Below are 26,605 nucleotides of genomic sequence, written 5' to 3' on the forward strand. Positions count from 1 at the left end.
GAGTTACTCTCTAGCCAGGGCATCAACAGGATCTAAACGCGCCGCATTGCGAGCGGGGAGGAAGCCAAACAACACCCCGATTAAGGTGGAGCAGGCGAAGGCGGCAACAATAGAAGTCGTCGAATAAATCATCTGGAAACTGCCTCCCGCTTGGGCAAACACCACGCCAATCAAATAGGCCAAGGCCACCCCAAGCGCGCCGCCGCACAGACAAACCAACACGGCCTCAATTAAAAACTGCCGCAGAATATCACTCTGGCGCGCCCCAACCGCCATGCGCACGCCAATCTCGCGGGTGCGTTCGGTCACTGACACCAACATGATATTCATTACCCCAATGCCGCCCACCACGAGGGAAATCACCGCAATAGCCGAGATTAATAGTGTCATGGTCGCGGTAGTTTTCTCGATATTCTGGCGAATGGTATCCGTGTTAATGGTAAAGAAATCTTGGGTGCCGTGGCGCATCTTCAGCAGGCTAATAATGCCCTGCTCCGCCGCATTGCTCGGTACGGATTCATCGAGCCTAACAGTTATGCCATCAAGGTATTTCTTGCCCACCATTCGGCCTGATACCGTGGTATAAGGCACCCACACATTGAGAGCATCACTATTACCAAAGGCACTTTCCTTAGGCTGAGTGACACCAATAATCCGCACCGGCAAATCCCCGAGGAAGATGACTTCCCCGATGGCAGAGCCCATGACGCCGCTACTGTTAGGGAACAGCTGTTTACGGGTGTTCTCGTCGATCACCGCATCTTGGGCTAACGCATTAACACTGTCATCGTCCCAAAACTGCCCTTGGGCGAGCTCATAGCCTCTAACCCGGAAGAACTCTGGACCCACGCCATTCACAGTCGCCGTCACCGCCTTATTGCCATAACGCACAGTCGCACTCGAACCAATGCTCGGGGTGACGCTATCGACATAGGGTAAGTTTTTCAGTGCATTAGCATCGCTTGCAGTCAAAGTTCGTACCTTTGCCGAGCGCCTATCGCCAAAGCCTGAGCCGGGGCGAATGTCTATGGTATTGGTGCCCATTGAACTAATGCTCTTTAAGATTTCCCGCTGCGAGCCTTCACCCAGCGCCACCACAGACACGACTGAAGCGATACCGATAATAATGCCGAGCATAGTTAAAAAGGTGCGCAATCTATGGGTCGACATCGCCAGCAGCGCCATTTTCAGGGCTTCGGCATATCTGTCCCATGCCGCCACGCGGGCGCGCACCTTCGTCTTGGCGGGGATCACTTCAGTCTTAGGCGCAGCCGCAACGTTTGAGGCGGGATTAGGCTCATCGCTGATAATCACCCCGTCCTTAATCTCAATAATACGGTCGGCATGCTGCGCCACATGCATATCGTGGGTGACGATGATAATGGTGTGGCCTTCGCGGTGCAGTTCCTGTAATAACCGCATCATTTCTTCGCCGCTGTGACTATCTAAAGCGCCCGTCGGTTCGTCGGCAAGGATCACATCACCGCCATTCATCAGCGCCCGCGCCACACTCACCCTCTGCTGCTGGCCGCCACTGAGCTGATTCGGCTTATGATCGAGACGCTCACCTAAACCCAAGCGCGACAATAAGTGCTCAGCGCGCTGTCTACGTTCAAGGCGATCTTTACCCGCATACACGGCGGGCACTTCGACGTTACCGACGGCATTAAGATCGCCAAGCAAATGATATCGCTGAAAAATAAAGCCAAAATGCTCGCGCCTCAGCTTTGCCAGTTCATCCACATCCATCTGCGAGGTATCTTGGCCATCGATAAAGTACGCGCCCTTTGAGGGTTTATCTAAACAGCCCAAAATATTCATCAGGGTCGACTTGCCCGAACCCGAGGCACCGACAATCGCCACCATCTCACCCCGGGCGATGGAAAGATTAACATCTTTGAGTACAGTCAGTTGTTGCTCACCCGCCTGAAAACTGCGGTAGCAAGCTGAGACTTCCAGTAATGGCTTACTCACGCTTAAAACCTCATTGGTGGGCCACGGAACTTCATGGTCGAACCGTCGGCGGGCATTCCGAGCACCACTTGGTCGCCTTCGTTCAGACCAGACAGGATTTCGGCATTGATTTTGTTATTAATACCGACACTCACATCCACATATTGCACTTGGTTATTCACCAGCACAGGCACTTGATACTGCGGCCCACGGGATTTGCGTTCGCTTGCCGATGCCGCTTTGTCCCGCGGTTTAGCTCGCAGCACCTGTGATGGCACTAACAGCGCATCATCGGCTTTGGCGAGCACAATCGAGATCTGCGCCGTCATGCCAATGCGCAGGGTACGGTCGGGGTTTTCGACATCGAATAAGCCGTGGTAGTAGATGGCGTCCGAATCGCTGGAACTCATATTGCTATCGTCACCATCCATGGAGGTGGGGCCGGGTTCAATCGCCCTTAGGGTGCCGCGATAAGGATGGTTGGGACGACCGAGAATCGTAAAGTACACCGCCTGCCCCGGATGCACATTGACGATATCCGCCTCGGAGATCTGTGCCTTGACAGTCATGGTATCGAGCTGTGCCATCTCGACTATGGTTGGCGTGGTTTGATTGGCGTTAACGGTTTGGCCCACTTCAACCGCAGAGTAAACGACCGTGCCATCCATCGGCGCGGTGATCTTGGTATAACCTAAATCGATTCTGGCACTATCGACATTAATCTCAGCCTGTTGTTTTTGCGCCTGTAACTGCTCAAGCTCGGCTTGATAAACCGTCAGCGTGGCTTCGGCGGCTTCAAAGTCTGCGCGGGAGCTGGCCTTATCGGCGAGCATTTGCTGCTGACGGGTATATTCGAGTTTTGCCTGACGAATTTGCGCCTGCTTAGCACGATACTGGGCATTGATGTTTTTAAGGGATGCCAGCGCATTTTGCAGGTTGTTTTGCTGGGCAAGGCTATCGATTTGCGCGATAAGATCGCCTTTTTTCACCTCTTGGCCTAGATCCACAGGCAAACTCAGAATTTGCCCTGAGACCTGCGCGCCCACACTCACCAGCTTGGAGGCCTGCAACATGCCGTTGGCGAGCACCGAGTTTTCAATATCACCGCGTCTAACGGGCTCCGTCACATAGCTTGGGGCCGCCTCGGGTTTATGTAGCAGAAAATAAGCACCGCCCCCAAGGAGGATGAGGCCGCTTAGGATCAATATCAATTTACGCTTTGAGGATTTTTTCATCTGAATCTAGGTGTCCATCAATGCCAATGGGCGCAAGCGTGTATCTTGCGGGAAGAAAAATAGTGCTGTCAGTATATAGAGTTAGCTAAGCGCAGTAGACGAAGGAAGTGTCGATATCAGGTAAAGATTTGCAAATATCTGTGTAGAAGTTTGCGCCCTAGACCTTTAAATATACGGATAAAACGTTGAACCATATAAATCCGTGTTACTTGAGATTATCTGAATACCTCAAACTAAAGGGTCATGGCGTGAAACGCTGATTTTTATAAGTAACGGTCTGTTCAAACAACCAATAGCAAAACAGGGATACCTTAGGTATCCCTGTTGTTTACGTAAAGCAGTTGTGGCATTTATTACTCAGATATCACAAACACTTAGCCAAGGCGGCGACGCAATTCGCGGGTCGCATCGACCATGTTCTTCAGCGCGGGTTCTACTTCAGCCCAAGTGCGTGTCTTAAGGCCGCAGTCGGGGTTAACCCAGAGTTGGCGCACTGGCACTTTTTGCGCCGCTTTTTCAATAAGGTGCACCATGGCCTCAACACTTGGCGTATTTGGCGAGTGGATATCGTAAACGCCTGGGCCAATTTCATTTGGATATTCAAAATCTTCAAAGGCGTTGAGCAGTTCCATGCGTGAACGCGAAGTCTCGATGGTGATAACGTCCGCATCCATGGCGGCAATCGCGGCAATCGTGTCATTAAACTCGCTGTAACACATATGGGTATGGATTTGGGTTTCATCCACCACACCCGCCGCACTCAGTTTAAAGGCATTCACCGCCCAACCTAAGTAAGCTTGCCACTCGCTTTGTTTTAATGGCAACCCTTCGCGGAAGGCTGGCTCATCAATTTGAATAATGCCAATACCTGCATTTTGTAAATCCACCACTTCATCACGGATAGCCAGCGCCAATTGGGTGGCAATGGTATCGCGGCTGATATCTTCACGGGCAAACGACCAATGTAGAATCGTCACCGGGCCCGTTAACATGCCTTTGACAGGTTTGTCCGTCAGGCTTTGGGCAAATACAGCCCAATCAACCGTCATGGCTTTCGGGCGACTCACATCACCATAAATCAATGGCGGCTTAACGCAGCGAGAACCATAACTCTGTACCCAACCATTTTTGGTAAAGCCCACACCTTCGAGCTGCTCACCGAAGTATTCCACCATGTCATTACGCTCGGCCTCACCGTGTACCAGCACATCGATACCGAGTTTAAGCTGGCGATCGATGGTATCGCGGGTCACTTGTTGTAATTGCTCAGTATATTGAGCATCGCTTAACTCACCCTTGCGCCAGCGGCTACGTAGTCCGCGGATTGCCGGTGTTTGTGGGAATGAGCCAATCGTGGTCGTTGGCAGCAATGGCAAACGATACTTGCGCTGCTGCACCGCTTGGCGCTCAGTAAATTCACTGACACGTTCATAGTCGGCTGGGGTCAGCGCATTCACACGGGCGATCACTTTAGCATCCGCCGCCTGCGCCTTGGCCTCACGGCGAGCCAAACAGGTGTTAACTATCGCTTTGGCCGCGACAGACTCAGGGGCCAGCAGCAATTGACGCACATTCGCCAGTTCCAACAGCTTTTGCTTAGCAAACGCGAGCTGCTGACGTAGCGCCGGCGCGAGCGTTGTCTCTACCTCTAAATCCACTGGGCTGTGAAGGAGTGAGCACGAAGTGCCAATCCATAAACGCTGGCCTAAGTCTCGGGCAACACCGCCGATACGCTCAACAATCAGGTCAACCTCTGCCGCCCACACGTTACGGCCATTAACTACGCCAGCTGACAGAATTTGATCTGGTCTTAATGCATTAGCAAACAAGGCCAATTGTTCAGGGGCAGTCACTAAATCTAGGTGCAAACCCGCCACCGGCAGCGCAGAAACCAGCGTCTGATGATGACTGATGCTACCATAGTAGCTGGTGAGTAAAATCTTCACTTGAGCCGTTTTAAGCACTTGATAAGCTTCGCTAATCGCTGCTTGCCAATCGGCGGCTAATTCGAGCGCCAAAATCGGCTCTTCAAGCTGTACCCAAGTCACGCCCTGCGCAGCAAAACGCGCGAGAATGTCGGCATAGGCCTTTAACAGATTTGGCAATAGGCTGAGTTTATCGAAATCCTGACCCACGGTTTTGGCCAGATACAAGTAACTCACGGGGCCTAATAACACCGGCTTGGCTTGATAACCTAAGGACTGCGCCTCGGCCACTTCATCAAAAAACTGCTCATAGGCGATAGAGAACTCTTGGTCTTGCTTAAGCTCTGGCACTAAGTAGTGGTAATTAGTGTTGAAATACTTAGTCATTTCCGAGGCTGGCGCATCGGTGCCAGTTGGCGCACGGCCACGGGCAACGCGGAATAAAGTATCGAGATCGATAGCGCCCTCGCCACGGTGGCGATCAGGGATGGCATTTAAAGTTGCACTCAGGGTTAATACTTGATCGTAAAAGGCAAAATCCCCCACTGGCACTTGCTCAATCCCCGCTGCCACCTGCCATTGCCAATGGGTGCGACGCAACTCCTTAGCCACCTCATGCAGTTCAGCTTGAGTGCTCTCACCACGCCAGTATTTTTCAAGGGCAAACTTTAATTCACGACGACGCCCGATACGGGGAAAACCAAGACTGTTTAATTGCATACCATATCTTCCTTTATTTGAGATAAGCCATATTCGGCACTAGCACCCAGCTGATGGTGTTTTCTTGGCAACTTTTCGCATTTAAGCCTAGATAAATCACAATGGGCGTCTGGACGTCTAGAAGTTTATTGTGATAGTCTCTATGCCAGCAACCGAATTGATTTCAAGCACAACATGAGCGAAATTCACTTGGAGTGATCATGATCGAACTAAGACATCTGCGAACCTTAATGGCCCTGAAGGAAAGTGGCAGCTTGGCGGGCGCAGCCAAAAAACGTTTTGTCACTCAATCGGCTCTCTCCCATCAAATTAAGGAGTTAGAGCAACGAATTAACTCGCCCATTTTTGTGCGTAAGAGCAAACCGCTCTCCTTTACTCAGGAAGGTGCACGCCTGTTGCACCTCGCCGAAGAGATCCTGCCTAAGGTATTAGAGACGGAAACCGATCTCAAAAATGGGCTGGAAACTGAAACCAATCAGCTAAGGGTTGGCATTGAATGCCACAGCTGTTTTCGCTGGCTAATGCCCGTGATGGAACAATTTAGGCAAGATCATCCCCAAGCCGAGTTAGATCTTTCCAGCCGTCATCTATTCGACTCGCTCAATGCCTTAGAAATGGGCGAACTCGATATAGTGCTGACCTCAGATCCCGTGCCAGGTCACTCGCTCGCCTATCAGCATTTGTTTGATTTTGAAGTGAAGTTAGTGGTTGCTAAGGATCATCCCTTAGCGAAAGAAGCCTATGTTACGCCTAAGCAATTGGCGCGCTTGCCGATAATCAGTTATCCGGTGCCACTGGCGCGTTTAGATATTTACCGCCACTTTTTAGAACCCGCGGGCATAGAAGCCGGCGAGCAAAAAACCTGTGATTTGACCATGATGTTATTGCAGCGCATCGCCTGTAAGGACGGTATCGCCGCCCTACCCAATTGGTCAATCAATGAGGGACATGGTTTGAGTTTAGCTTCAGTCAAACTGGGCCAAGAAGGCTTAAAACGCCCGCTATTTGGGGCTTATCGCCGCCACAGCGCGAACTCGGCCTTAGTGCAAAACTGGCTGCAACTGGTAGCAAGCGAAGGCTTAGCCCGCCAGCAAAAAAACAATTAAGCATTGAAATGTTTAACAAAAAAGCCTGCTATTGCAGGCTTTGTTTTTATGGGCGGTGCTTAGAGCGGATTAAGCAATAAACCACGCATTGACAATACTCGGCGCAGAATTAACCCGGGAGAATTTTGATTACGGGTCTGGCGCAGATTGTGGGCGATCATAAACTCTTGGCGCAGATCTTGGTCAAGATCTAAGGCTTCAAAGGCTTCGATGGTTAAGGTTTGTTGCTGATTATCGATCAAAGACTTAATCACACTTAGCGGGAAAGATTGCTCAGAGCTGGCATTCAAATAAGCAAATGCGGTTAAGGCAATAATCTGGCCGAACACACTAAACAGCGCCAAGGTTTGCACCTCATCGGGGTCGATATCGACATCCGGCATATCAACTAAGCTGTCAACCGCATCAGTTGCTATATTTTCCGTGAGTTTCCAATAACCTTGCACCAACTTCTTATAGGGTTGAGGCAATTCATCGAGGCGTTCTTTCAAATAAAATGTAAAGGCGTAACGGTAAATATTAACTTGGCCCAAACGAATTAAGGCATCTTTTAAAGAGCGAGACTTAGGGCTAACCACACCAGAAGCTTGCGCCGAATTACTGCGCATCAACATATGGGCCGCTAACGCGGGATCACTCGAAATAATATCGATCACATTACGAATATCGCCTTCGGCAAGAATGGCCTTTTTCAGTGGAATTAAGATCCCACGGCGGCCAATGACTTGCTCTTCATTCGCTATGATGGCTCTCACTTGAGTAAAAACCTGTTGCTCAAGATCTGTCATAGGACACTTTACACCTGTTAATTAGCTATAAGATGATTCGAATACCGCTCACATCATACCCAAACTACAAAGAATTTCAGCACTAAGTCGTAGAATAATTGCGTTAACCCTAAAGATGATGTGCTTTACAGTATAAGCAACGACTTAGCCTATATTACACCCGTAAAAATGATTTTTCTCTGCACCCAACAACAGAAATAACAAAGCCAGACAGAGTCTGGCTTAAAAAGGTACTAAATCACTTAATTATTAGGGTTCAGCTTAGAAACGGTAGCCGACAGTAAAGCGAATATCACGGCCTCGGCCTGAGTAATAGCCGTCATAGGTTCCACCAGCATAATAACCAGCACTGACATAGTCTTTATCGAACAGGTTATCGATACGCAGGCTCGCTAACCAAGCGTCACGGGTATAGTTAAGTGCCAAGTTACCTAAGACATAACTAGCCAATTTATCGCCTTGGTTAGCATTATCGCCTTCGATAAAGCGATCGCCCGTATAAATGGCCTCGGCAAAGACTTGAAAATGTTCGGCAAAATCCATGCTGACATAACCGCGTCCCGAATGCTCGGCCACCCAAGACAATTTTTTGCCATCATTTACCCCATCAGTAAATTCGGCATCGATATAGTTGTACTCAAGACCTAGTTGCAACGCTTTAGTCACCTGCCAATCCCAATCGGCACTCGCGCCATAACGGCGTGAAGCATCGGCATTGACGTTAGCGCCTTGGAAACTGCCACCAACGGGTTTTTCAGCACTCGGGTCGAAGACAATTTCATCTTCTAAATCGAGGCGATACAAACTCACGCGCAGGCTTTGGCTGGCGGCCGTCCAATCCCAACCCGCTTCATAGGAGCGGCCGGTCTGTGGCTTTAAGCCATACACATCTTTCGGGGTGTAGGCTTGCTCATCCACCTTAGCGAAACGGAAGTTTTCATCGCCACGTAGATAGAATCTGTGCTCGGCGCTCGGGCGGTAATTTAAACCGAACTCGAATGCGGTAGCATCTTCATCTAAATCGATACCGTTTGGATAGACATTGCCATCGACCAGATCGTCAGTCACCCGCGCATAACGGCCGCCCACCACATAGCTTAAGGTGTGGCTTAATGGCACAGTGGCTTGCAGGTAAGCACTTTGCATTTCCTGCACGTTGCTACGCGCCATAGAGTCAAACTCGGCCTTACCGCGGCTGATATCCAAACCAGTCACTAGGTTTAGCTCACCTTGACGGGTACTGTAGTTGGCGAGCGCCTTAGGGCTAAACATCAGCAGTGAGCGAGTATTATGGCTCTGGCCCCAATTGAGTGAGCTGACTAAGGTATCGCTGTAATCCAGATCCGCCGCTAATGCCCAGTTTTGGTTAAGCTGATGCTGATAGCCCGTACGCGCCGCAGTGGTCATCTCATGGACATATTCGCTTTTATTGGAAGACTGGCGTGGGTCTTCTTTGAACTGATTTACGGTCAACGAGCCCGGATTTTCGCGGTCATCATCGTAATAGCTGGTTTCGACAAAGAAAGAATCAGTCGCCGTTTTATATTGAATGCGGCCAAGGATAGAGCCCGTTTCATTGGCATTATGCTGACGATAGTTGTCACCTTGGTTGTAGCTTCCGGTCAAGAAATAGCGCCAATCCTTGTTGATCGCGCCAGACACATCGCCGCGACCTTCATAGGTATTAAAGCTACCGCCGGATAATTGCACGCTGCCGCCCGTATTCTCAGGCGATTTAGTCACTATATTGATCACGCCACCCACGGCTTGATCGCCATAGAGCACGCCCGCACTGCCGGATAAAATCTCGATGCGTTCAACCTGATTTAAGGGAATTGCATTCAGGCTAGGCGCCGCAATATCAATGTTATTCAGACGGCGACCATCAAGCAAAATCAAGGTGTTGTTTACCGCAGCGCTGGCGCTAAAACCGCGCATCGCAAAGCTAGTACCAATATTGTTATCCGAAATTTGAATACCGCTCTGACCACGTAAGACGTCAGTCAAATTAGTCGCGCCACTCATTTCAATCGCCGCAGCATCAATCACATTCACATTAGCGGCAATATTTAACGGGGTCTTATCAGCACGACCAATCACCACGATATGCTCATCGACGTTGGCGGCATGAGTTTCATCAGCAGCCACAGCGGGCGCGATCATTGATACACTGCAAAGGCTGCCAATCAGCAGCGCAATTTTGGTTGGATGTGTTCCCATTTTACCTTTAACTCCTACAAGGAAAACGGGGCATTAGCGCCACGATACCGTTGATTCAGTAGAAAACACTGATAGTCACTATCGCATTTTGAGATCTGCCCACCGAAATCTCAAAAACACCTTTAGGGCCGGTCTCCGGACTTAGGCTATATCCATCTCAACTTGAAATGAACGCGAAACTGACCTTTACACACTCGATTTCAGTGTTCATCGTGAACGCCTATCAAATGCGGTCGTCTCTCACCTTTTACCGTTGCGGGGGCAGTGCCAGAATTTCACTGGCTTCCCGATTATCTCGCGACTTCATCATCGCAAGCACCACAGAAGGTTGACTAAAAATTAGGTTCAAAGGGCGTCAAACCTGTTAACGCCCAACAAGGCTCAGAATATTAAAGACCTAAGCGCGCGCATTATAGACGTCTATACGGATGAAAGTCCATTAATCTCAGATTGGCGAGAAAGCTCAGATGAGTTAGAAAACGCCATCCCAGTTTTTTGCCGCAGGTTGGGGTCTGTCTTTGCTCAAAATCGCCTGACGTTGCTCAGGGGTTTCGCATTGGGCAACCGGGCTTAAATCCAGCGGCTTAATCACTAACGAGTCAGCAGGTTGCACAGGCGACTTGTCGAACATGGGCAAATTCATCGACCAAGAGACCAGCTCCCCCTTGTCGCTAATGCCAACATAACCGTCATTTGCGCCATCTAACCACGTGAGGCGCGGAATACGTGCCATTAACTTTTCCACATTATCACGGTTAGCGCGATATCCAACGGGCACCACTTTGCCATCGGGACGAGTAAACACAAAGGAAGATGGTCCTTGCGTAATAACACTGCCTTCCTGCCAATATTTATCAAGAATCTCTTGGGCATAGTGAAACCCAAACATATACGCGTAGTCAGTGTCGTCGGCCACAATTTGCGGCACCGCCTTATCCCGCAGTAATAAAAAACCTGAGCCGACGCTGATAATCTCCTTCACGCCTGTAATGTCGGTTTTTTTAATCCAATCGACGCCACAGTTAATGCCATCGCCCCAAAAATGCGCATCCCCCGTAGGACTTAACACCGCAAATGCGCAATTGTTTGCCGTCATACTCGCCACGTCTTTTAAGGCACTGCGGATAGGATAAGTATCACTGCGCCAGCCCCAACTCACTACTGAGCCGTCCTTTTTCAAGGCGGCATAGGTGTGTTGAAAATATTCGATCTTCGCCACATCCGTAAGCTGAGGGAGCAACTTTTTCATATTGGTCGACTCTTCAACCTGGCCCCAAATCACTGCACTACCCTGTTTTTTGAGGGCGACAAAACTGCGTCCCTTAGCAAAGATATCAATGACATCAACTAATTGATCCTGCACATGCAAGCTATTGCCACCGTAAGGGCCATAACCCCAAGTGTATACCTTGCCTGTGGCATCTAGCGCGGCAATGGCCTCTTGGTTGGCGAATAATTTAGTAATATTAGTCATGCGGTTTTGTAGGGCTTTGTCGAGGCGATATTTACCCACATTGCCCCAGAACACCACAGTGCCATCTTGACGTAACGCGGCAAACCCATCTTTAATCGAGACGATTTGCTTAACTTGCTTAAGCTGCTCAGTCACCTCGCGGCTATCGCCACCAGCATAGCTATCACCCCAAGTGATCACCTCACCGGATTGTGTTAACGCCGCAAAGGCCGAACTATTGGTGACCACAGTCTCGACAGCGGGTAAATCACAGGGAATATGGCGGTACTGTGGACTCGGATTTTCCTTAAATTGGAGCAGTTTGCCGTTATCAAACTGCAATAAGGCTTCTTTATCATTTTCGAATACGGTTACGGGTTTCGGCTGACTACAAGCCGTTAATTGTAGGGCGATTAAGGCTGCTACCAATGCCAAAGGGCGAGGAATTGAATAAGACTGCATAACTTATTTCCTTGTCGTTGCTGAAAACGTGAGTTGTTGAATATGTTGCGCTACGTTATCCGATAATGACTCGATTATCGGCCTCAATGCGCGCTGAAAACCATGACTCGTATCTAACCGAGATAATAGTGCTTGTGTATGTTTATCAATCACCTGTGCGCTATCGAGGCTGAGTGTTTGCAGCGCCATTGTCTGGCCAAACGCCGCTAAGATCCGCGCTTGCACAGGGCTAACCGTTTGTTCCACCGCACTATGGGTATTATCGAGTACCCATCTAACTAACCAAAGTAAATATTCGATGCGGGTAGCAAGGTCGACACAGCATTGTTTTTCATCCTCCAAGCCAAAACTGAGCTCTTTGGCATAACAAAGTGCCTCCAATGCCTTGAGCTTTTCTGCCGATAATGTCAGTGCCAAAGGGAGCTGATAAGTGCGAGTTATCAGTACAAAGATTGCCAAGGTTCTTGCCGATAAAGCTTGATTGCTACGGGCTAGCATCGCGAGCGCCAAGTCGTGAAACCCTAAGGAACTCAAGCGATAAAAGCTAATCATCACAATGGTTTCATCTATCGGTTCTAACTGTTTTTTGCTTGGCACAGATTGCATTTGGGCAAATAAGGCAACAAAACGCGGGTATAACTCACGGCAATGGCCGATATGATCGGCTGCTTCCCATACCAGAATATTTGCGGCGGGGTGGCACCTGTAGGTTTCAAGCAGATTGATAATCCCAGCGTAATCCTGCTGCGGTCCTAAACGCTTGACCATAGGCACATAACGACACTCAGCCCAACGAATTCTGAATAAGTTCAAGCAGAAATAACCGACAAACAAGCCAAATAATAAGCCTGCGACGCCAAAGCCAACGTCCAGTTTGGCGCGATCGCGGGTTAATTCAAGATTGGCGCTCGCCCGTGTTGGTGCATCAGGCAAGTAGCTCACAGCACTTTGCGCATAGTTCGGCACGAATGCCCCCGGCGTATCCCCCTGCGGCGAGACTAATTGATAAGTTGCACGGCAATCCACACCATCAAGCTCCCACTGACGAATTTCCTCGCCCTCGGCGGTGTGATACTCCACCAAACACACCAATCTTTGGCGAGACATGCCGTTCGAACCTCGTTCACTCCGATACTCAGTGTCAATCACTCGGCCAATGGCGACAGCACCACGTTCTTCAAGTTGATTGACCAACGACCACTTTTGCACGCCTTCCCACAGAAATAAGGCGGCAAAACTAAAAAGCAGCAGAGGGATACAGATTAAGAGTATTTCTAACCACCCCAAAAAACGAGTGGAGGTACTCGAGGTTAATTGACTAGGATTCACCAACACGCCAGAACGTCCTTATCATTCCATGATATTTAAGGCATTGAATATCTATCTTTATTGTGCCTAAAGCGGGCGCTATTGTAGCAGCTTGTGAAGAGAAATCAGAAAATGCTCACAGTTTATTGTAAAGACACTATGAGACTCACTGTCTTCAAGTTTTAGCGTGCTATTCTAAGCCTCCATTGAGCTGTTTAAAGGAGTAACAGTATGACTCGTCCTATTATTCTGGATTGCGATCCTGGCCATGATGACGCCATTGCGCTCATTTTAGCCCTCGCCCATCCAGAGCTCGTTCCACTCGCCGTCACCACCAGCGCGGGTAACCAAACCCCCGATAAAACACTTAATAACGCCCTGCGGATCTTAACCTTATTAAATCGCAGTGATATTCCGGTCGCGGGCGGAGCGGTTAAACCCTTAAGCCGTGAGTTAATCATTGCAGATAATGTCCACGGCGAAACCGGACTCGATGGCCCAGTATTACCAGAACCCAGCTTTACGCCACAAAGCATCAATGCCGTTGAGTTGATGGCGCAACAGCTGCGTCAAAGTGATAAGCCCGTGACATTGGTTCCCACAGGGCCACTTACCAATATCGCGCTATTACTTGCAAGCCACACCGAATTACACGCCAAGATCGAACGCATTGTATTGATGGGCGGTGCAGCGGGTGTCGGCAATTGGACGCCTGCCGCCGAGTTTAATATTTTTGTCGACCCAGAAGCCGCCGATATCGTGTTTAAATCCGGCATTCCCATTACCATGTGCGGCCTCGATGTAACACATCAGGCGCAGATCATGGATGAAGATATCGAACGTATTCGTGCTATTCCCAACCCTGTGGCTAAATGTGTCGCCGAGTTACTGGATTTCTTTATGATTTATCATAGGGATCCCAAATGGGGATTTGTGGGTGCGCCGCTGCACGATCCCTGCACTATTGCTTGGCTACTCAAACCTGAACTGTTTGATGCCCAAGACTGTCGAGTAGAGATTGAAACCCAGAGCGAATTAACGCTGGGGATGACGGTAGTCGACCGCTATCAGCTTACGGCTAAACCTGCGAATGCCACTGTACTGTTTGGACTCGACAGACAAGGCTTTGTTGACTTGTTAGTTGACAGCTTAGCGGCCTACACTCCAACGTATCTCAACCGCAGATGACACTAAGGTGAACCTTCCATGAGCCATATTCTCGTTATCGGCAGTGCCAACGCCGATCATGTCATGAATTTTGAGTATTTGCCCGCTCCCGGACAAACCCTAAAAAGCCGAAGTTATCGGCTAGAACATGGTGGCAAGGGCGCAAATCAGGCCGTCGCTTGCGCTCGCCTGTGTCTACCCGATTCTCGCGTGGATTTTATTTGCCATGTAGGCCAAGACGGTATCGGTAATGAAATGCGCAATAGTTGGCTCAAGGACGGTATACAAGCTGATGGCATCACTCAAGTTGCCAATATGAGTACAGGTACAGCGATGATTTTTATCGCTGAAAATGGCGAAAACACTATTGGGATTGCCGCTGGGGCTAATGCCCACCTCAGCCCTGCCGAGTTAGAAAAACATTACGCCCTGTTTGCCAATGCACAATACCTACTGATCCAACTCGAAACACCCACTGAGACGGTGAGTAATGCACTGCAAATGGCCAAACGTCTTGGTATCACCACTGTGCTTAATCCTGCGCCAGCGGCCACTCAGGAGCTGGACTACCTCAAATGGGTCGACATTATTACTCCCAATGAAACCGAGGCCGAAGCCTTAACGGGTATAGAGGTCAAGCATGAGGAAGATGCCAAACTCGCCGCCCAATGGCTACATCAACAGGGGATTGCGACGGTAGTGATCACCTTAGGCAGCAAAGGTGCATTTATCAGTAGCGCAGGCTTTACCGGGCTAATTCCGGCACTTGAAGTACAAGCCATAGATACAGTCGCCGCTGGTGATACCTTCAACGGTGCACTGGTTGTCGGCTTAAGTGAAGGTATGTCGATTGCCGCCGCCGTCGGCTTTGCCAATGCGGCATCGGCGATTACGGTTACCCGTGAAGGCGCACAACGCGCCATTCCCTACCGCAACGAAGTGCCGCGTTAATGCCTGATGAGTGCGGCAAATTGTCGCACTCAATCTCTTTCAATCAAAAGTTGTATATACATAATTTACATACCGAATTCATTCCCATTTAATGAATTCAACCTATGCTGAGCAGCGCATACTCGAGTCAAACGGCTCGATCCACCTTGTTCAGAATAAGGAAGTACCAGATGAAAGCGAAAAGCACCACTTTCCGTAACATGACTAGCGCAAGCCTACTCGGTCTAGGATTATTCGTCGCCAGCCAAGCGAGTGCTAACGAATGTGAACTCAAGATTGCTGCGACTGACGCAATGCAATTTGACACTAAAGAGCTATCTGTTCCTGCTACCTGTAAAGAAGTCACACTGACCCTAACGCACACTGGTACCCTGCCCAAAGCCGCTATGGGCCACAACTGGGTATTAACTAAAGCCGCAGATATGTCTGCCGTTGCGACCGATGGAATGAGTGCTGGTGCCGATGCAGCTTATGTTAAAGCCGGTGATACCCGTGTTATTGCTCACACTGCGTTAGTGGGTGGCGGTGAATCTACTTCGATAAAATTTAGTACTGCGGGTATGAGCCCAACTGAAGCTTACCAATTCTTCTGCAGCTTCCCAGGTCACTGGGCGATTATGCAAGGTAGCTTTAAAATTCAAGGCTAATCCCATTGCCTAACAGCTACTTAGGGGAATACCTTAAGATGGCATAACAAAAAGCGGACCTTGGGTCCGCTTTTTGTTGAATGCAGATTGGCTCACAAGCCAGCTTGCCTTCGAGACTTTTGTTCCGAGATTTCTTCTGCGATTTATTCTTCGCCGAACTCGTCTTCATCATCAAAATCATCGGCGTCAGTTGCCGCTTCCGCTGCTAATGCAGCCGCTAATTTAGCCTTAGCTTGTTTCTCTGAGCGACGCTTATTACGCTCAACCAGTGTGCCTAAAAACACTTGCAGCTCGGCTTGACCCCAAGCTTGTGCCTCGGCCTCAGTCGCAAAACCATCATGGCTTTTCGACACAACCGTCTTAGTCGACGTCATACGACGAGTGATTTCCGTCTTCCAACCATTTTCAGCTTGAGTGACGCGAAAATCGTATTTTTTACCCTTGCTCATTCTGCTCTATTTCCTAAATGATGCTTGCCACGTTTGTCTTATCAAGCGATACAAACGCCATCATAAAACAAAAGGAGCGCAGTTTACTTGATTTCGGCACAGAAAGATCGCTTACGAGAAAATTTTCATGCTTAGCACTTTCAAATAGCCGTAATAATCCCAAAAGTAACGCGACATGCTAGATGATTTTTCGCCCTAATCTTAGTCCTAAGCTCAGTATCAAGCTAGCGTAAAAGCGGCGGGCAAACGGTAACTTTTCTTGTTTTGATCATAAAACTGAACATATTTAGTCATCTAGCCATTTTAGAGTGTGAGGTGAATCCATTCACAAAAACTCAATCTAGGAAAGATGATGAAAACCTCTCCAATAACACGCTACATGCTATTTGCCACAACAGCTCTGCTTGCTGGCTGCAACAGTGATACTAAAGATAACGAGACCACAGCACCCACCACTCAAATGGTTGCGGCCCAAGTGGGTGAGCGGCCGCTGTTTCTGGTGCGCCAGATGCAAGACAGCACACTTAAAACCCGCTTAGAGCAATGCACCACTGATCATTTTTATCGCAGTGAGTTTTCCATTGGTCATCGCGGCGCGGCGATGCAGTTTCCTGAACACACCAAAGAATCCTACCAAGCGGCTATTGATTCCGGCGCGGGTATCGTCGAGTGTGATGTGACCTTTACCGCCGATAAAGCCTTAGTCTGCCGCCACTCTCAGTGCGATCTCGCCAGCACGACCAATATTTTGGCCATTCCCGAACTTGCCAATAAATGCTCTGTGCCTTTTACGCCCGCCGATCCGGCCAATGGCATTGCCGCCACAGCAACCTGCTGTACCAGTGATATCACCCTTGCCGAGTTTAAAACCTTAAAGGGGAAGATGGAGGGCGAGAATCCCAAGGCCACCACTGTCGAGGAGTTTATGAATGGTACGCCTAAGTGGCGCACGGATTTATATGCTGGCAATGGCACCCTAATGACCCACGCCGAAAGCATTGAGATGTTTAAAAAGGCCGGTGTAAAAATGACGCCCGAGCTAAAAGCCGCGAGCGTAGCTATGCCCTTCGATGGTTTTACTCAGCAGCAGTACGCTCAGAAGATGCTCGATGAATATACCGCAGCAGGTGTCGATGCCTCACAGGTCTTTCCTCAATCCTTTATTTTGGATGACATTAAATATTGGGTCGCCAACGCGCCTGAATTTGCTAAACAGGCAGTATTTCTCGATGACAGGTACGATTATAACAACGCCTTCGATCCGCAAAATCCAGCGACTTGGTCACCCTCAATGGCGGATTTAAAGACCCAAGGCGTCGAAATTATCGCGCCGCCACTCTGGGTTTTAGTCGCCTTAGATGCGGATAAAAAAATCATTCCCTCGGAATACGCTAAGGCAGCTAAAGCCTCGGGACTTAAGATCATCACATGGTCGCTGGAGCGTTCTGGTTTATTAAAAAATGGTGGCGGCTTTTATTATCAAAGTATTACCGATGCCATTGATAATGAGGGCGATACCTACGAATTACTCGATGTGTTAGCTAAAGATGTGGGCGTGATTGGCGTGTTTTCGGACTGGCCAGCGACTGTGACTTACTATGCCAACTGCATGGATTTATAGGCCAAAACAATAGGCCCTATTTCAAATACCGAGAAACAAAAAAGCGTTAGCAAAAACTGCTAACGCTTTTTATTAACAGATTCTTTTTACTTAAAAAGATGCTGAATATTTTTTAAATCGCCCTTACCTTCGGCAATTTCTTCCGGCGTTAAACCCGTCACTTCATGTGGGAACACTAACCAGTCTTCAGAGGCATGAATATAGTAATCAGGCTTTAAAGGCACAGCGGTATTCTTTGGCTTGTAATAAGGGCAAGCGATACGAATATCCTGCGGCATATTTAAGCGCATCAGTTGGCTTAACTTTTCCTTCAGCGCATGGATACTGCGGCCAGAGTCAAACACATCGTCCACAATCAGTAAGCTATCGCTAGCATTGGCATTTTCAACAATGTAATGCAGACCATGTACTTTGATTTCTTTGCTTTGCTTGTCGGTACCAATACCGTAATAAGACGAGGTACGCACAGCGATATGGTCGGTTTCAACCTTCTTAAAGTCGAAAAACTCTTGTACCGCGATCCCGATTGGAGCACCGCCACGCCAAATACCCACGATAAACTGCGGACGGAATCCACTCTCATAAACCTGTGAAGCTAATAGAAATGAATCTTCGAGCAGTTGCTGTGCGGTAACGAAATATTTTTCTGACATGACACCGATCCCCATCTTAATTATTGATTTTAGGCGGCAAAGCGTAGCTTTTTACCTAGTAAGGTCTGTTCGGCGTCCAAAACACGAGAACAGCATTCTCTTTATAAGAGTCCTAGCAAGTGTAGGCAGCCGCCGAATTTTGGGAGCGAATTTTATACCAAAAAAAACCACCGTGCTGCAGTAATAGTAATAAGTTGTAGATTAACTGCGGTTTATTTTGCATTTTTAGGACGGAACTAACAAAAACGCGTAAAAAAAAGGCCACCCCAAGGTGGCCAACAAGGAACGAGCACAAGCTCAGCGCAAAGGATGGAGCTTAAGTTTGGCGCTTAAGTTAGCTCACTGGGTTGATAATATGTTCACCGACCTTAGTCATGGCGCTGTAGCTACGGCTGGTCGACTCTTCAAACTCCTTCGCCAGAATCGTGCTGACATAATGCCAGTCGCTACGCACCGCTTCCTTAGTGAAGGTTAAGGTCATAAAACCGCGATCTTTGAGGTTGGTGTATTTAAGATCCGGTACCAATTCGACAATTGCCGCCTCGGTCGCGGGGATCTGCTCCACAGGCAGATTTAAGTAATATTCCAAACCAGGTGATGATACCGAGCTTGTGGCAAACTCCACCCCAACACTATTACCGTTGACGTCTTTAAGCTCATTCGCCCAGGCGTTATGGGTGTCACCCGCGATCACCACTAGGTTGTGATTTTTCGATTTAGCCGTGCCTAAAATCACTTCTCTTTCATAGGCATAACCATCCCATGCATCCAAATTATAAGGAATAGATGGCAGTTGTAGTAGGGCGATCACCTCTGGCGTTAACAGGGCTTGGTTGGCCTGTAAATACTGTAATTCCGCCGCCGTTAAGGTTGGATCATTTGCCGCTGCGCGGGCCGCTAACTTAGCCAGCGCACCAAGCATGGCGTATTGTGGAATGCTCATTTGCTGGGTGGCAATCGCGGCAGGTAGAGACATTTTGCCCATGAGGATCTGCTGACCCAACACCTGCCAAGTACCCGTGGCTTGCAATAAGGTGCCCTGTAACCAGAGTAATTGGGTTAAACCCAACATGGTGCGAGAGGTCGATGTCACATCGGCGCGGAAACGCTCGCCATCGAAGGCGCCCGTGCTGGCATCCATATAGTCGGCATAGTCGAGCTGCTTATCACGGGCTAACACACGCGTATCGAGCATATGTAAGTCGACTAGATTACCGTAACTAAAGCTACGGTAAATCTCCTCATGGTTGCCCTCACGCCATGGACGAATCGGCAGCCACTCGAAGTAAGCTTGCAACGCCGCTTCTTTGCGTGCCGCAAAAGTCCCTTCACCTTCGTTATGATTCTCAGCGCCATCACGCCAAGTATCGTTTGCTACTTCGTGGTCGTCCCATACCGTAATAAAAGGCACTTTAGCATGCAGTTTTTGCAGACTGGCATCGGTATGGTATTGGGCGTAACGGGTACGATAATCGCTAAGTGTTAGTAGCTCATTGGCGGGTAACACTTCACGGCCAAGCTCTGCCGCATGTTCGCTGGCATAACCACCACGGGCATATTCGTAAATATAATCCCCAAGATGCACCACGGCATCGAGATCATCCTGCGCCGCAGCCAATTCATACACGTTAAAATAACCCGCAGGAAAGTTAGCGCAGGACATCACGGCTAACTTGACTGAACTCACCTCTCCCTCCGGTAAAGTACGGGTTTTGCCCACGACAGAGATTTTATCAGCCGTCATAAAGCGGTAGAAATAGTTTTGCCCTGCACGTAAACCACGGGCATCAACTTTAACGGTGTAATCACGATTAGCATTAGTGACCATCTCCCCCGTGGTCACTAATTGGGAGAACGCTGCATCACTGGCGACTTGCCAGCTGACTTTAACATCCCCCGCAGAATCCGGCGTCACGCGGGTCCAAAGGATCACCGCATCCTGCGCGGGGTCACCACTGGCAACCCCATGTAAAAACTGTGCGGGCACAGAGTTATCATCATTACTGTCACTACACCCCATTAGGCCGTAGGAAATCACTGCGGCACCAATACCTTTGGCTGACATGGCTAAAAAATCACGACGAGTCACGGTTCGTTTCATTATTATTATTCCTTTCTAAGATGAGGGTTCACTGGTATGAGGTCTAATGAGGCCCCGATTGTGAGACATCACTGTTACACATTTGTGACATCTTTGTCAGCCTTTTATGATTTCTTTTAATTCATAGCCTTATACTGAATATCGTACTTTATTTGTACAATACTGGCATAAGGCGCAATGAAGCTGCTAACATCGAATAAGAGGCAAATCGCTCAGATTTTGGCTCATGCTGAGTCAAACCAGAGCATTGTTAAAAAAGGAATTTAGGATGAAAGTCAGCGATATTATGAGCACAGAGGTCATCTGCATCAGCGATGGTGCGAGCCTTAAAGATGCCCACCATTTAATGCAAACCCGCAGCGTGCGCCATTTACCTGTTATTTCTGAAACCGACGGTACCTTAGTCGGTATTCTTACCCACAAAAAGATGATCGCCAGCGTATTGTCTATGTTGAATAAATACGGCCAAGGCGCATTGGATCGCAAGGAACGTTACACCCCCATCGCCACTGTGATGGATAAAGATTGCCAATCTCTCACCCCTGATGAACCTTTAACCGTGGTAGTCGAATACTTTATCGGCAATAAACTCGGCTGTTTACCCGTAGTGGATAACAATAAGAAAGTATTGGGAATAGTCACCTCATCAGACTTTATCAAGCTCTGTCGTACCCTGCTGCAACAGCAAGCTTAACCTCTAATACTCGCCCAATATCTCGCCAGCTCTCTCAGAGCTGGCGAGTGTGCTTATTTCAACACTCCCAAGGACGCCCGTGGCCAAGTTATTAACCCAAGAACAATTTATCCGCGCCTATGAATGCGCCGAATTAGGCTGTATTGCCAACCATGACCGCCTCGCCCAATTGCTCGCCGATCCCGATTATGACGCTTTACATGAATACAGCGCCTACTTTGGCAAAGCGGCGACACAAATCACCTGTATCAGTGACTTACAAAGTATGGAGGAATTGCATTTTGTCGCGGGCAACCTGAATTGGGATGACCATGATCCCGATATGGTCAGGGCTATTATCGAACATCCACTCTGTGATGCGGGTACCGCCTTATTGCTCTACTGGTACGGACAAGGCTTTTATTACTCCACGCCGGAGACACTCTATACCCAATTTGGACAGCTATTTACAGATATCACCGAGCGTTTTGTTAAGCGCGGCTATGCCAGTTATAAAATCCATTTTGACCCGATTAAAGAATGTTTTATGCCCTCATTAGAAGATGTGTTGGCGCAAGGATACCAAATTCCAGGGGCTATTTTTGCCCCTTACAGCACAATGGAAATCGAAACCGATGCAGGGCACCCAAGGTATCTGCAATTTAAAAATGAACTGCTGAAATCGGGCAAATGGGGCAACCAATAAGGGTTGACCTTTTATTATCAGAACGATTTAAGCTGAGGTTGCTGGCGGAATACGCGTAAAACGCTGCCAGCGACCCGAGCGCCAACGGTGCACCATAATCAAGCCTCGCACCCATTCATCGGCCGCAACGGCAAGCCAAGCGGCCAGCACGCCATAACCTAAATGCAGTCCAAAGAACCAAGCCAATAACACGCCAATTCCCCACATGCTAAACAGGCCAACCCGCACCGGAAACGCCACATCCCCCGCGCCTTTTAATGCCGAAATAATCACCAGATTAAAGACTCGGCCGGTTTCCAGGGCGATAGAGCCCAATAGCAGAAGTGCAGTAAGTTGAATCACTTCAGGGTTTTCACTCAGCCAGCCCACAATGGTAAAGCGCTGCCAATAAAAGGCTAACACTATGGCGAGGGAGGCAATAAAGCCCACAAGGCAATACTTCTGCACCCGTACAGTAATCTCATCGAACCATTGTTTACCGACGTAGTAACCGGTTTGAATTTGCGCCGCCTGCCCGAGCGCCACCGCAAAACAGTAAATAAAGCGGCTGATATTCAAGCCATAGGTATAGGCGGTCAGCGAGAGCGTGCCCATCTGACTAATAAAATAGATGATGGTCATCTGCGCCACGTTGTAAGACAGCATTTCGCCCGCATTAAGCAAGCCAATGCGCATCACGCTCCAATAGGTGCTGCGCGGCAATAATTTAAGTCGTTGCATTGGCAGCGGAATATGCTTACTGCGGATCACCGCCAGCATAATCAAGGCACCAATCATCTGGCTGGTGACAGTTGAAATCGCCACACCAGTTACCCCATAAACGGGCAAACCAAAGGGAGAATAGAGGGCAATATAGTTACCGAGCACATTCATCAACCCAGTGCTAGAGGTAACTAACATGGCGGATCGAGTAAAACCGTAGCTGCGTAAGATGGCGGCAAAGGCGATGTTCATTACCAGCCCGATACTCAAACTGCCGCAGATCAGCAGATAATCGTAACCATAGCCCGCAACCTTAGGCTCTAACTCAAATAAACCGATAATGCCGTGGGCACCGAAAAACATCGAGGTACCCATAATCACGGCTAAACCTAAACTTAAGGCCACGCTGGCCACGCCAATATCGGTCGCCTGTTGGGTTCGCCCCGCACCATTATTTTGGCTGATCAGAATGCTGGCGCCCGTGCTCACCATCATGGACATCACCATCATAAAAAACATCAATTGGGTCGTGAGCCCCACTGCGGCAACGGCATTGTCGGAATAATGGCTCAGCATAAAAATATCGCTGATCCCGAGTAAGGATTGCAGCAATGTTTCGATAAAAATCGGCCAAGTGAGGGCGACAATGCCCATGCGTTGTTGCAGGGTTTTAGCTGGTGTGGCCACGTCCAATCCTTACCGCGGGAAGACAAGTGAAATAGCAATAACACGCCATGGTTGGCGAACGGTAATTTTCTTACATTTTTAGATTGTGCTCAATCCTTCATCAAGCCTAAAACCAGCCCCTGCAACCGTATTCATTGGGTGGAGCTCAAATCATTGAAGTCGAAAAACATCAGCAACGTCTCAATTAACAATCTTTAATCGACTGAAATAGCAGGGATTAATACCTTATCACCCAATATACACTACCCTTTTTAATATTGAGCCGATACACTTTGCCGACCACAAAGGGCGATAAGCGCTCGCCGAATATATTCAGAGAAACTGCACATGAGCCAACTCTATTTAGAAGACGGAATTAAACAATTGGTGAGCGAGTTTATCGCCGCAGGTTGCCCTTCGGTCCGCGAGCAAAGCCTTGAGGAACGCCGCCAAGGCTATATCGCCAGCACAGTATTGGCAGGTGAGCCGGAGGCTGTGTTTGAGGTCAAAACCCTATCCCTTGAGGGCATAGAGTTAACCCTATTTAAGCCCTCGGCAGATAACAATTTACCCGTGGTTATTTACTATCACGGCGGTTGTTTTGTTAGCGGCGGCATCGCTACTCATAATCAGCAACTGCGTAAAATTGCCAATGATTCCGGTGCATTAGTGGTGGCGGTCAGCTATCGTCTCGCCCCTGAGCATGTGTACCCCGCAGCCCATGACGATGCCTTCAATGCCGCCAATCTCGTGCAGCAACATTGCCAGCAATGGGGCGGCGACGACACCAATATCACCCTGATGGGCGACAGTGCCGGTGGCCATTTAGCCTTAGTCACTTGCCTGCGGTTAAAGGCCAAGGGGGAATGGTTGCCTAAAAAACAAGTGCTTATCTATCCGATGTTGGATGCGACCGCCAAGAGCCAGAGTTATATCGACAATGGCGACAAGTACATTATCACCCGCGACACGCTGCTCACGGGCTTTGATATGTACCTCGACTGGCATCCCAGAACCGATGTCGAAGCCAGCCCGCTGCGCAGCCAAGATTTAGCCGGTTTACCCGAAACTCATATTATTACCGCCGAGTTCGATCCCCTGTTAGATGAGGGCGAACAGCTGTTCCGTAATCTATTAGATGCGGGCGTCAATGCCCATTGCCGCCGCTATTTAGGGGTGATCCACGGCTTCTTCCAACTCGCTGGCGTCAGCCAATCGGCGCGGGATGCCATGGTGCAGATAACCCACATTATTCGCGCTTAACCTCAGTAAGCCGCATGTCGAGATAAAAGGGATGCGGCTACTAAATCTATTCAACAAACAAATCATTGCATGATAACGCAATGATCTACTGCGCTATTTCGACTCTGGCCGACTTAATTTGTAGATGATTTCTTTATGCTGCGGATACATGGTCAACAGGGCTTCTTGGCTAAACAACTCAAAGTCATCGAAGGTAAAGCCCGGGGATACCATGCAGCCCACCAGCGAGAATCCATCTTGATTCATCGCCGAGCCAAAAATACAGCCCTTGGGCACTAAAAACTGCGGTCTTTCGCCCGCGGCTAAATCGAGCCCTAACTGCGCTGTGGTCAGCTCGCCCTCGGGGGAAATCATGTAAATTGTCAGGGATTGACCCGCATGGAAATACCACATCTCATCCGCCGTGAGTCGATGAAAATGCGACACTTCGCCTGTCCGTAATAAGAAATAAATGCTGCTCCACAGCTGACGACTCGGATCAAAAGCCGATTCTGATCGATAAGATGAACGGTAATAACCGCCCTCAACATGCTGCTCAAGCGCTAAATACTGAATAAAATCATCTGCCGTGTGCATGGCATTTCCTCGTTTTAAATGTTAATGCGCCAAAGTTTACACTCTCACCTAAATGGGATTAACCCTAATTGTTTGCAGATCGAGGATTTGACCACAAAAACCACCTAAACTGATAAAGCTAGTCGACTATTCATCATATTGTTAACAATGCTGAACCCAAGTTTAAGGTTTGAATACCCACAAAAAAAAGCTAAATTCAAAACCAAATGACTGCAATACTGACATTTGCAGTAGCAAGGATAATGAACACATAAAATGTGTCAGGGAGTAGATTTGATGATCAATGTTGAGCAAATCGCTTTAGTGCTGGACGCCCTACCCGATCCAGCGTTTATCCTTTCCCAAAGTGGCCGTTATATTGCGGTGTTTGGCGGTAAAGATGATCGTTATTACCATGATGGTAGTGGATTAGTCGGCCTATATATCAGTGACGTATTAAACGAAGAAAAAGCCATTTATTACCTCAGCATTATTGAACAAGCTTTAATAAGCCGTAAATTGCTCATCGAAGAATATGAGCTCAGTAACAAAGATATCAAAGGCTTACCCGAACAAGGCCCCACCGAACCTATTTGGTTTGAAGGGCGCATTCAGGCATTAGATTTTCTCGTCGATAATGAACCCGTGGTGCTATGGGTCGCTAGCAATATCTCCAAACGCCATCAGCTTGAAGTCCAGCTTCGGCAATTAAGCGATACAGACCAACTCACAGGACTATTTAACCGTCGCCGATTAGAGCGCGACTTAAACCTGCTGTTCGATACCTATAGTCGGCACCGCATTCCCGCCTCGATCTTAGTGCTCGATCTGGACAATCTAAAATTGATCAATGATCAACTTGGTCACCATGCGGGTGATAACGTCATCATGGCAGTGGCCGACACTTGCAAGCAGCAATTTCGCAAAACCGACAGTGCCTACCGTTTTGGTGGGGATGAGTTTGTCGTCGCCCTGCCCGGCGTTGAATACGATCAAGCCATAGTGTTTGCAGAATTTCTCTGCGATTGCTGCTTCAAAGCACTACAAAAACACGCCGTAAAAGGGCTCTTCGCCACCGTCAGTATTGGTGTCGCCACCATAGAGACGAGCGATAAATCCTACGAAGACACCTTAAAACGCGCCGATGCCGCGCTCTATCAAGCCAAGCGGAATGGTAAGAATCGCGTTATCGCCAATAGTGCTTAAGGCTGTATATCCGTGGCAACGGCCATTAAAAAAGCGAACCTAGGTTCGCTTTTTTACTCATATCAAATACTTAAT

The 26,605-nt window shown here is 48.7% G+C and carries 21 protein-coding genes and 1 riboswitch; of the genes, 9 read left to right on the top strand and 12 right to left on the bottom strand.

Annotated features, from left to right (window positions below):
- Positions 1-3: 3 nt before the first annotated feature.
- The 3 genes from IEY09_RS04030 to metE form a co-directional block, all read right to left on the bottom strand.
- Positions 4-1,974 (bottom strand): MacB family efflux pump subunit, encoded by a 1,971-nt coding sequence (locus IEY09_RS04030; protein ID WP_188869931.1) that lies wholly within the window; start codon positions 1,972-1,974, stop codon positions 4-6.
- A gap of 2 nt (positions 1,975-1,976) precedes the next feature.
- Positions 1,977-3,188 carry an efflux RND transporter periplasmic adaptor subunit gene (locus IEY09_RS04035; protein ID WP_188869933.1) on the bottom strand — a complete coding sequence of 404 codons (1,212 nt, stop codon included), beginning with the start codon at positions 3,186-3,188 and terminating at the stop codon, positions 1,977-1,979.
- A 374-nt stretch (positions 3,189-3,562) separates the two neighbouring features.
- On the bottom strand, positions 3,563-5,833 hold the full coding sequence (gene metE, locus IEY09_RS04040; protein WP_188869935.1) for a 5-methyltetrahydropteroyltriglutamate--homocysteine S-methyltransferase: 2,271 nt from the start codon (positions 5,831-5,833) through the stop codon (positions 3,563-3,565).
- A 200-nt stretch (positions 5,834-6,033) separates the two neighbouring features.
- Between metE and IEY09_RS04045 the strand changes: the two genes are divergently transcribed.
- Positions 6,034-6,939, top strand: coding sequence for a LysR family transcriptional regulator (locus IEY09_RS04045; protein ID WP_172587714.1), 906 nt, complete (start codon positions 6,034-6,036; stop codon positions 6,937-6,939).
- 59 nt (positions 6,940-6,998) lie between these two features.
- Here the strand turns inward: IEY09_RS04045 and IEY09_RS04050 are convergent, their stop codons facing one another.
- From IEY09_RS04050 to IEY09_RS04065, 4 genes are all read right to left on the bottom strand, one after another.
- A complete protein-coding gene (locus IEY09_RS04050; RefSeq protein WP_037414412.1) occupies positions 6,999-7,727 on the bottom strand; it encodes an HDOD domain-containing protein in 729 nt (242 codons plus the stop codon).
- Between the two features lie 261 nt (positions 7,728-7,988).
- Positions 7,989-9,947 (bottom strand): TonB-dependent receptor, encoded by a 1,959-nt coding sequence (locus IEY09_RS04055; RefSeq protein ID WP_188869937.1) that lies wholly within the window; start codon positions 9,945-9,947, stop codon positions 7,989-7,991.
- Positions 9,948-10,056: 109 nt separating this feature from the next.
- A riboswitch (cobalamin riboswitch) is annotated at positions 10,057-10,285 on the bottom strand.
- A gap of 134 nt (positions 10,286-10,419) precedes the next feature.
- Positions 10,420-11,862 (bottom strand): RCC1 domain-containing protein, encoded by a 1,443-nt coding sequence (locus tag IEY09_RS04060; protein WP_188869939.1) that lies wholly within the window; start codon positions 11,860-11,862, stop codon positions 10,420-10,422.
- A 3-nt stretch (positions 11,863-11,865) separates the two neighbouring features.
- Positions 11,866-13,197: a DUF3592 domain-containing protein gene (locus IEY09_RS04065; RefSeq protein ID WP_188869941.1), complete on the bottom strand. Its 1,332-nt coding sequence runs from the start codon at positions 13,195-13,197 to the stop codon at positions 11,866-11,868.
- Between the two features lie 204 nt (positions 13,198-13,401).
- Between IEY09_RS04065 and rihA the strand changes: the two genes are divergently transcribed.
- From rihA to azu, 3 genes are all read left to right on the top strand, one after another.
- A complete protein-coding gene (gene rihA, locus IEY09_RS04070; protein ID WP_188869943.1) occupies positions 13,402-14,358 on the top strand; it encodes a pyrimidine-specific ribonucleoside hydrolase RihA in 957 nt (318 codons plus the stop codon).
- 18 nt (positions 14,359-14,376) lie between these two features.
- Positions 14,377-15,288, top strand: coding sequence for a ribokinase (rbsK, locus tag IEY09_RS04075; protein ID WP_055648146.1), 912 nt, complete (start codon positions 14,377-14,379; stop codon positions 15,286-15,288).
- Between the two features lie 170 nt (positions 15,289-15,458).
- Positions 15,459-15,935: an azurin gene (azu, locus tag IEY09_RS04080; protein WP_055648145.1), complete on the top strand. Its 477-nt coding sequence runs from the start codon at positions 15,459-15,461 to the stop codon at positions 15,933-15,935.
- A gap of 143 nt (positions 15,936-16,078) precedes the next feature.
- Here the strand turns inward: azu and IEY09_RS04085 are convergent, their stop codons facing one another.
- Entirely contained in the window at positions 16,079-16,384 is a 306-nt protein-coding gene (locus IEY09_RS04085) for a DUF3622 domain-containing protein (RefSeq protein ID WP_037414426.1), read from the bottom strand.
- Between the two features lie 352 nt (positions 16,385-16,736).
- On the opposite strand from IEY09_RS04085, the gene IEY09_RS04090 reads away from it, so the two are divergent.
- Positions 16,737-18,005 (top strand): glycerophosphodiester phosphodiesterase family protein, encoded by a 1,269-nt coding sequence (locus tag IEY09_RS04090; RefSeq protein ID WP_188869945.1) that lies wholly within the window; start codon positions 16,737-16,739, stop codon positions 18,003-18,005.
- Between the two features lie 86 nt (positions 18,006-18,091).
- On the opposite strand, the gene IEY09_RS04095 is transcribed toward IEY09_RS04090, so the two are convergent.
- Positions 18,092-18,658 (bottom strand): phosphoribosyltransferase, encoded by a 567-nt coding sequence (locus IEY09_RS04095; RefSeq protein ID WP_011624046.1) that lies wholly within the window; start codon positions 18,656-18,658, stop codon positions 18,092-18,094.
- 334 nt (positions 18,659-18,992) lie between these two features.
- Positions 18,993-20,759 (bottom strand): alkaline phosphatase D family protein, encoded by a 1,767-nt coding sequence (locus IEY09_RS04100; RefSeq protein ID WP_188869947.1) that lies wholly within the window; start codon positions 20,757-20,759, stop codon positions 18,993-18,995.
- A gap of 268 nt (positions 20,760-21,027) precedes the next feature.
- Between IEY09_RS04100 and IEY09_RS04105 the strand changes: the two genes are divergently transcribed.
- Positions 21,028-21,453 carry a CBS domain-containing protein gene (locus IEY09_RS04105; RefSeq protein WP_188869949.1) on the top strand — a complete coding sequence of 142 codons (426 nt, stop codon included), beginning with the start codon at positions 21,028-21,030 and terminating at the stop codon, positions 21,451-21,453.
- 79 nt (positions 21,454-21,532) lie between these two features.
- Complete coding sequence (locus IEY09_RS04110) at positions 21,533-22,138, top strand: DUF4274 domain-containing protein (RefSeq protein WP_047539824.1); 606 nt, start codon at positions 21,533-21,535, stop codon at positions 22,136-22,138.
- Between the two features lie 27 nt (positions 22,139-22,165).
- On the opposite strand, the gene IEY09_RS04115 is transcribed toward IEY09_RS04110, so the two are convergent.
- Positions 22,166-23,527: an MATE family efflux transporter gene (locus IEY09_RS04115; RefSeq protein WP_188869951.1), complete on the bottom strand. Its 1,362-nt coding sequence runs from the start codon at positions 23,525-23,527 to the stop codon at positions 22,166-22,168.
- A gap of 327 nt (positions 23,528-23,854) precedes the next feature.
- Here IEY09_RS04115 and IEY09_RS04120 point away from each other — a divergent pair, with 327 nt between their 5' ends.
- Positions 23,855-24,769 (top strand): alpha/beta hydrolase, encoded by a 915-nt coding sequence (locus tag IEY09_RS04120; RefSeq protein ID WP_188869953.1) that lies wholly within the window; start codon positions 23,855-23,857, stop codon positions 24,767-24,769.
- 93 nt (positions 24,770-24,862) lie between these two features.
- Here the strand turns inward: IEY09_RS04120 and IEY09_RS04125 are convergent, their stop codons facing one another.
- Positions 24,863-25,345: a cupin domain-containing protein gene (locus IEY09_RS04125; protein ID WP_188869955.1), complete on the bottom strand. Its 483-nt coding sequence runs from the start codon at positions 25,343-25,345 to the stop codon at positions 24,863-24,865.
- 276 nt (positions 25,346-25,621) lie between these two features.
- Here IEY09_RS04125 and IEY09_RS04130 point away from each other — a divergent pair, with 276 nt between their 5' ends.
- Positions 25,622-26,530 (top strand): GGDEF domain-containing protein, encoded by a 909-nt coding sequence (locus IEY09_RS04130; RefSeq protein ID WP_188870088.1) that lies wholly within the window; start codon positions 25,622-25,624, stop codon positions 26,528-26,530.
- The last annotated feature ends 75 nt before the right edge of the window (positions 26,531-26,605 follow it).

This window comes from Shewanella xiamenensis, from assembly GCF_014647135.1.
Taxonomy (GTDB): domain Bacteria; phylum Pseudomonadota; class Gammaproteobacteria; order Enterobacterales; family Shewanellaceae; genus Shewanella; species Shewanella xiamenensis.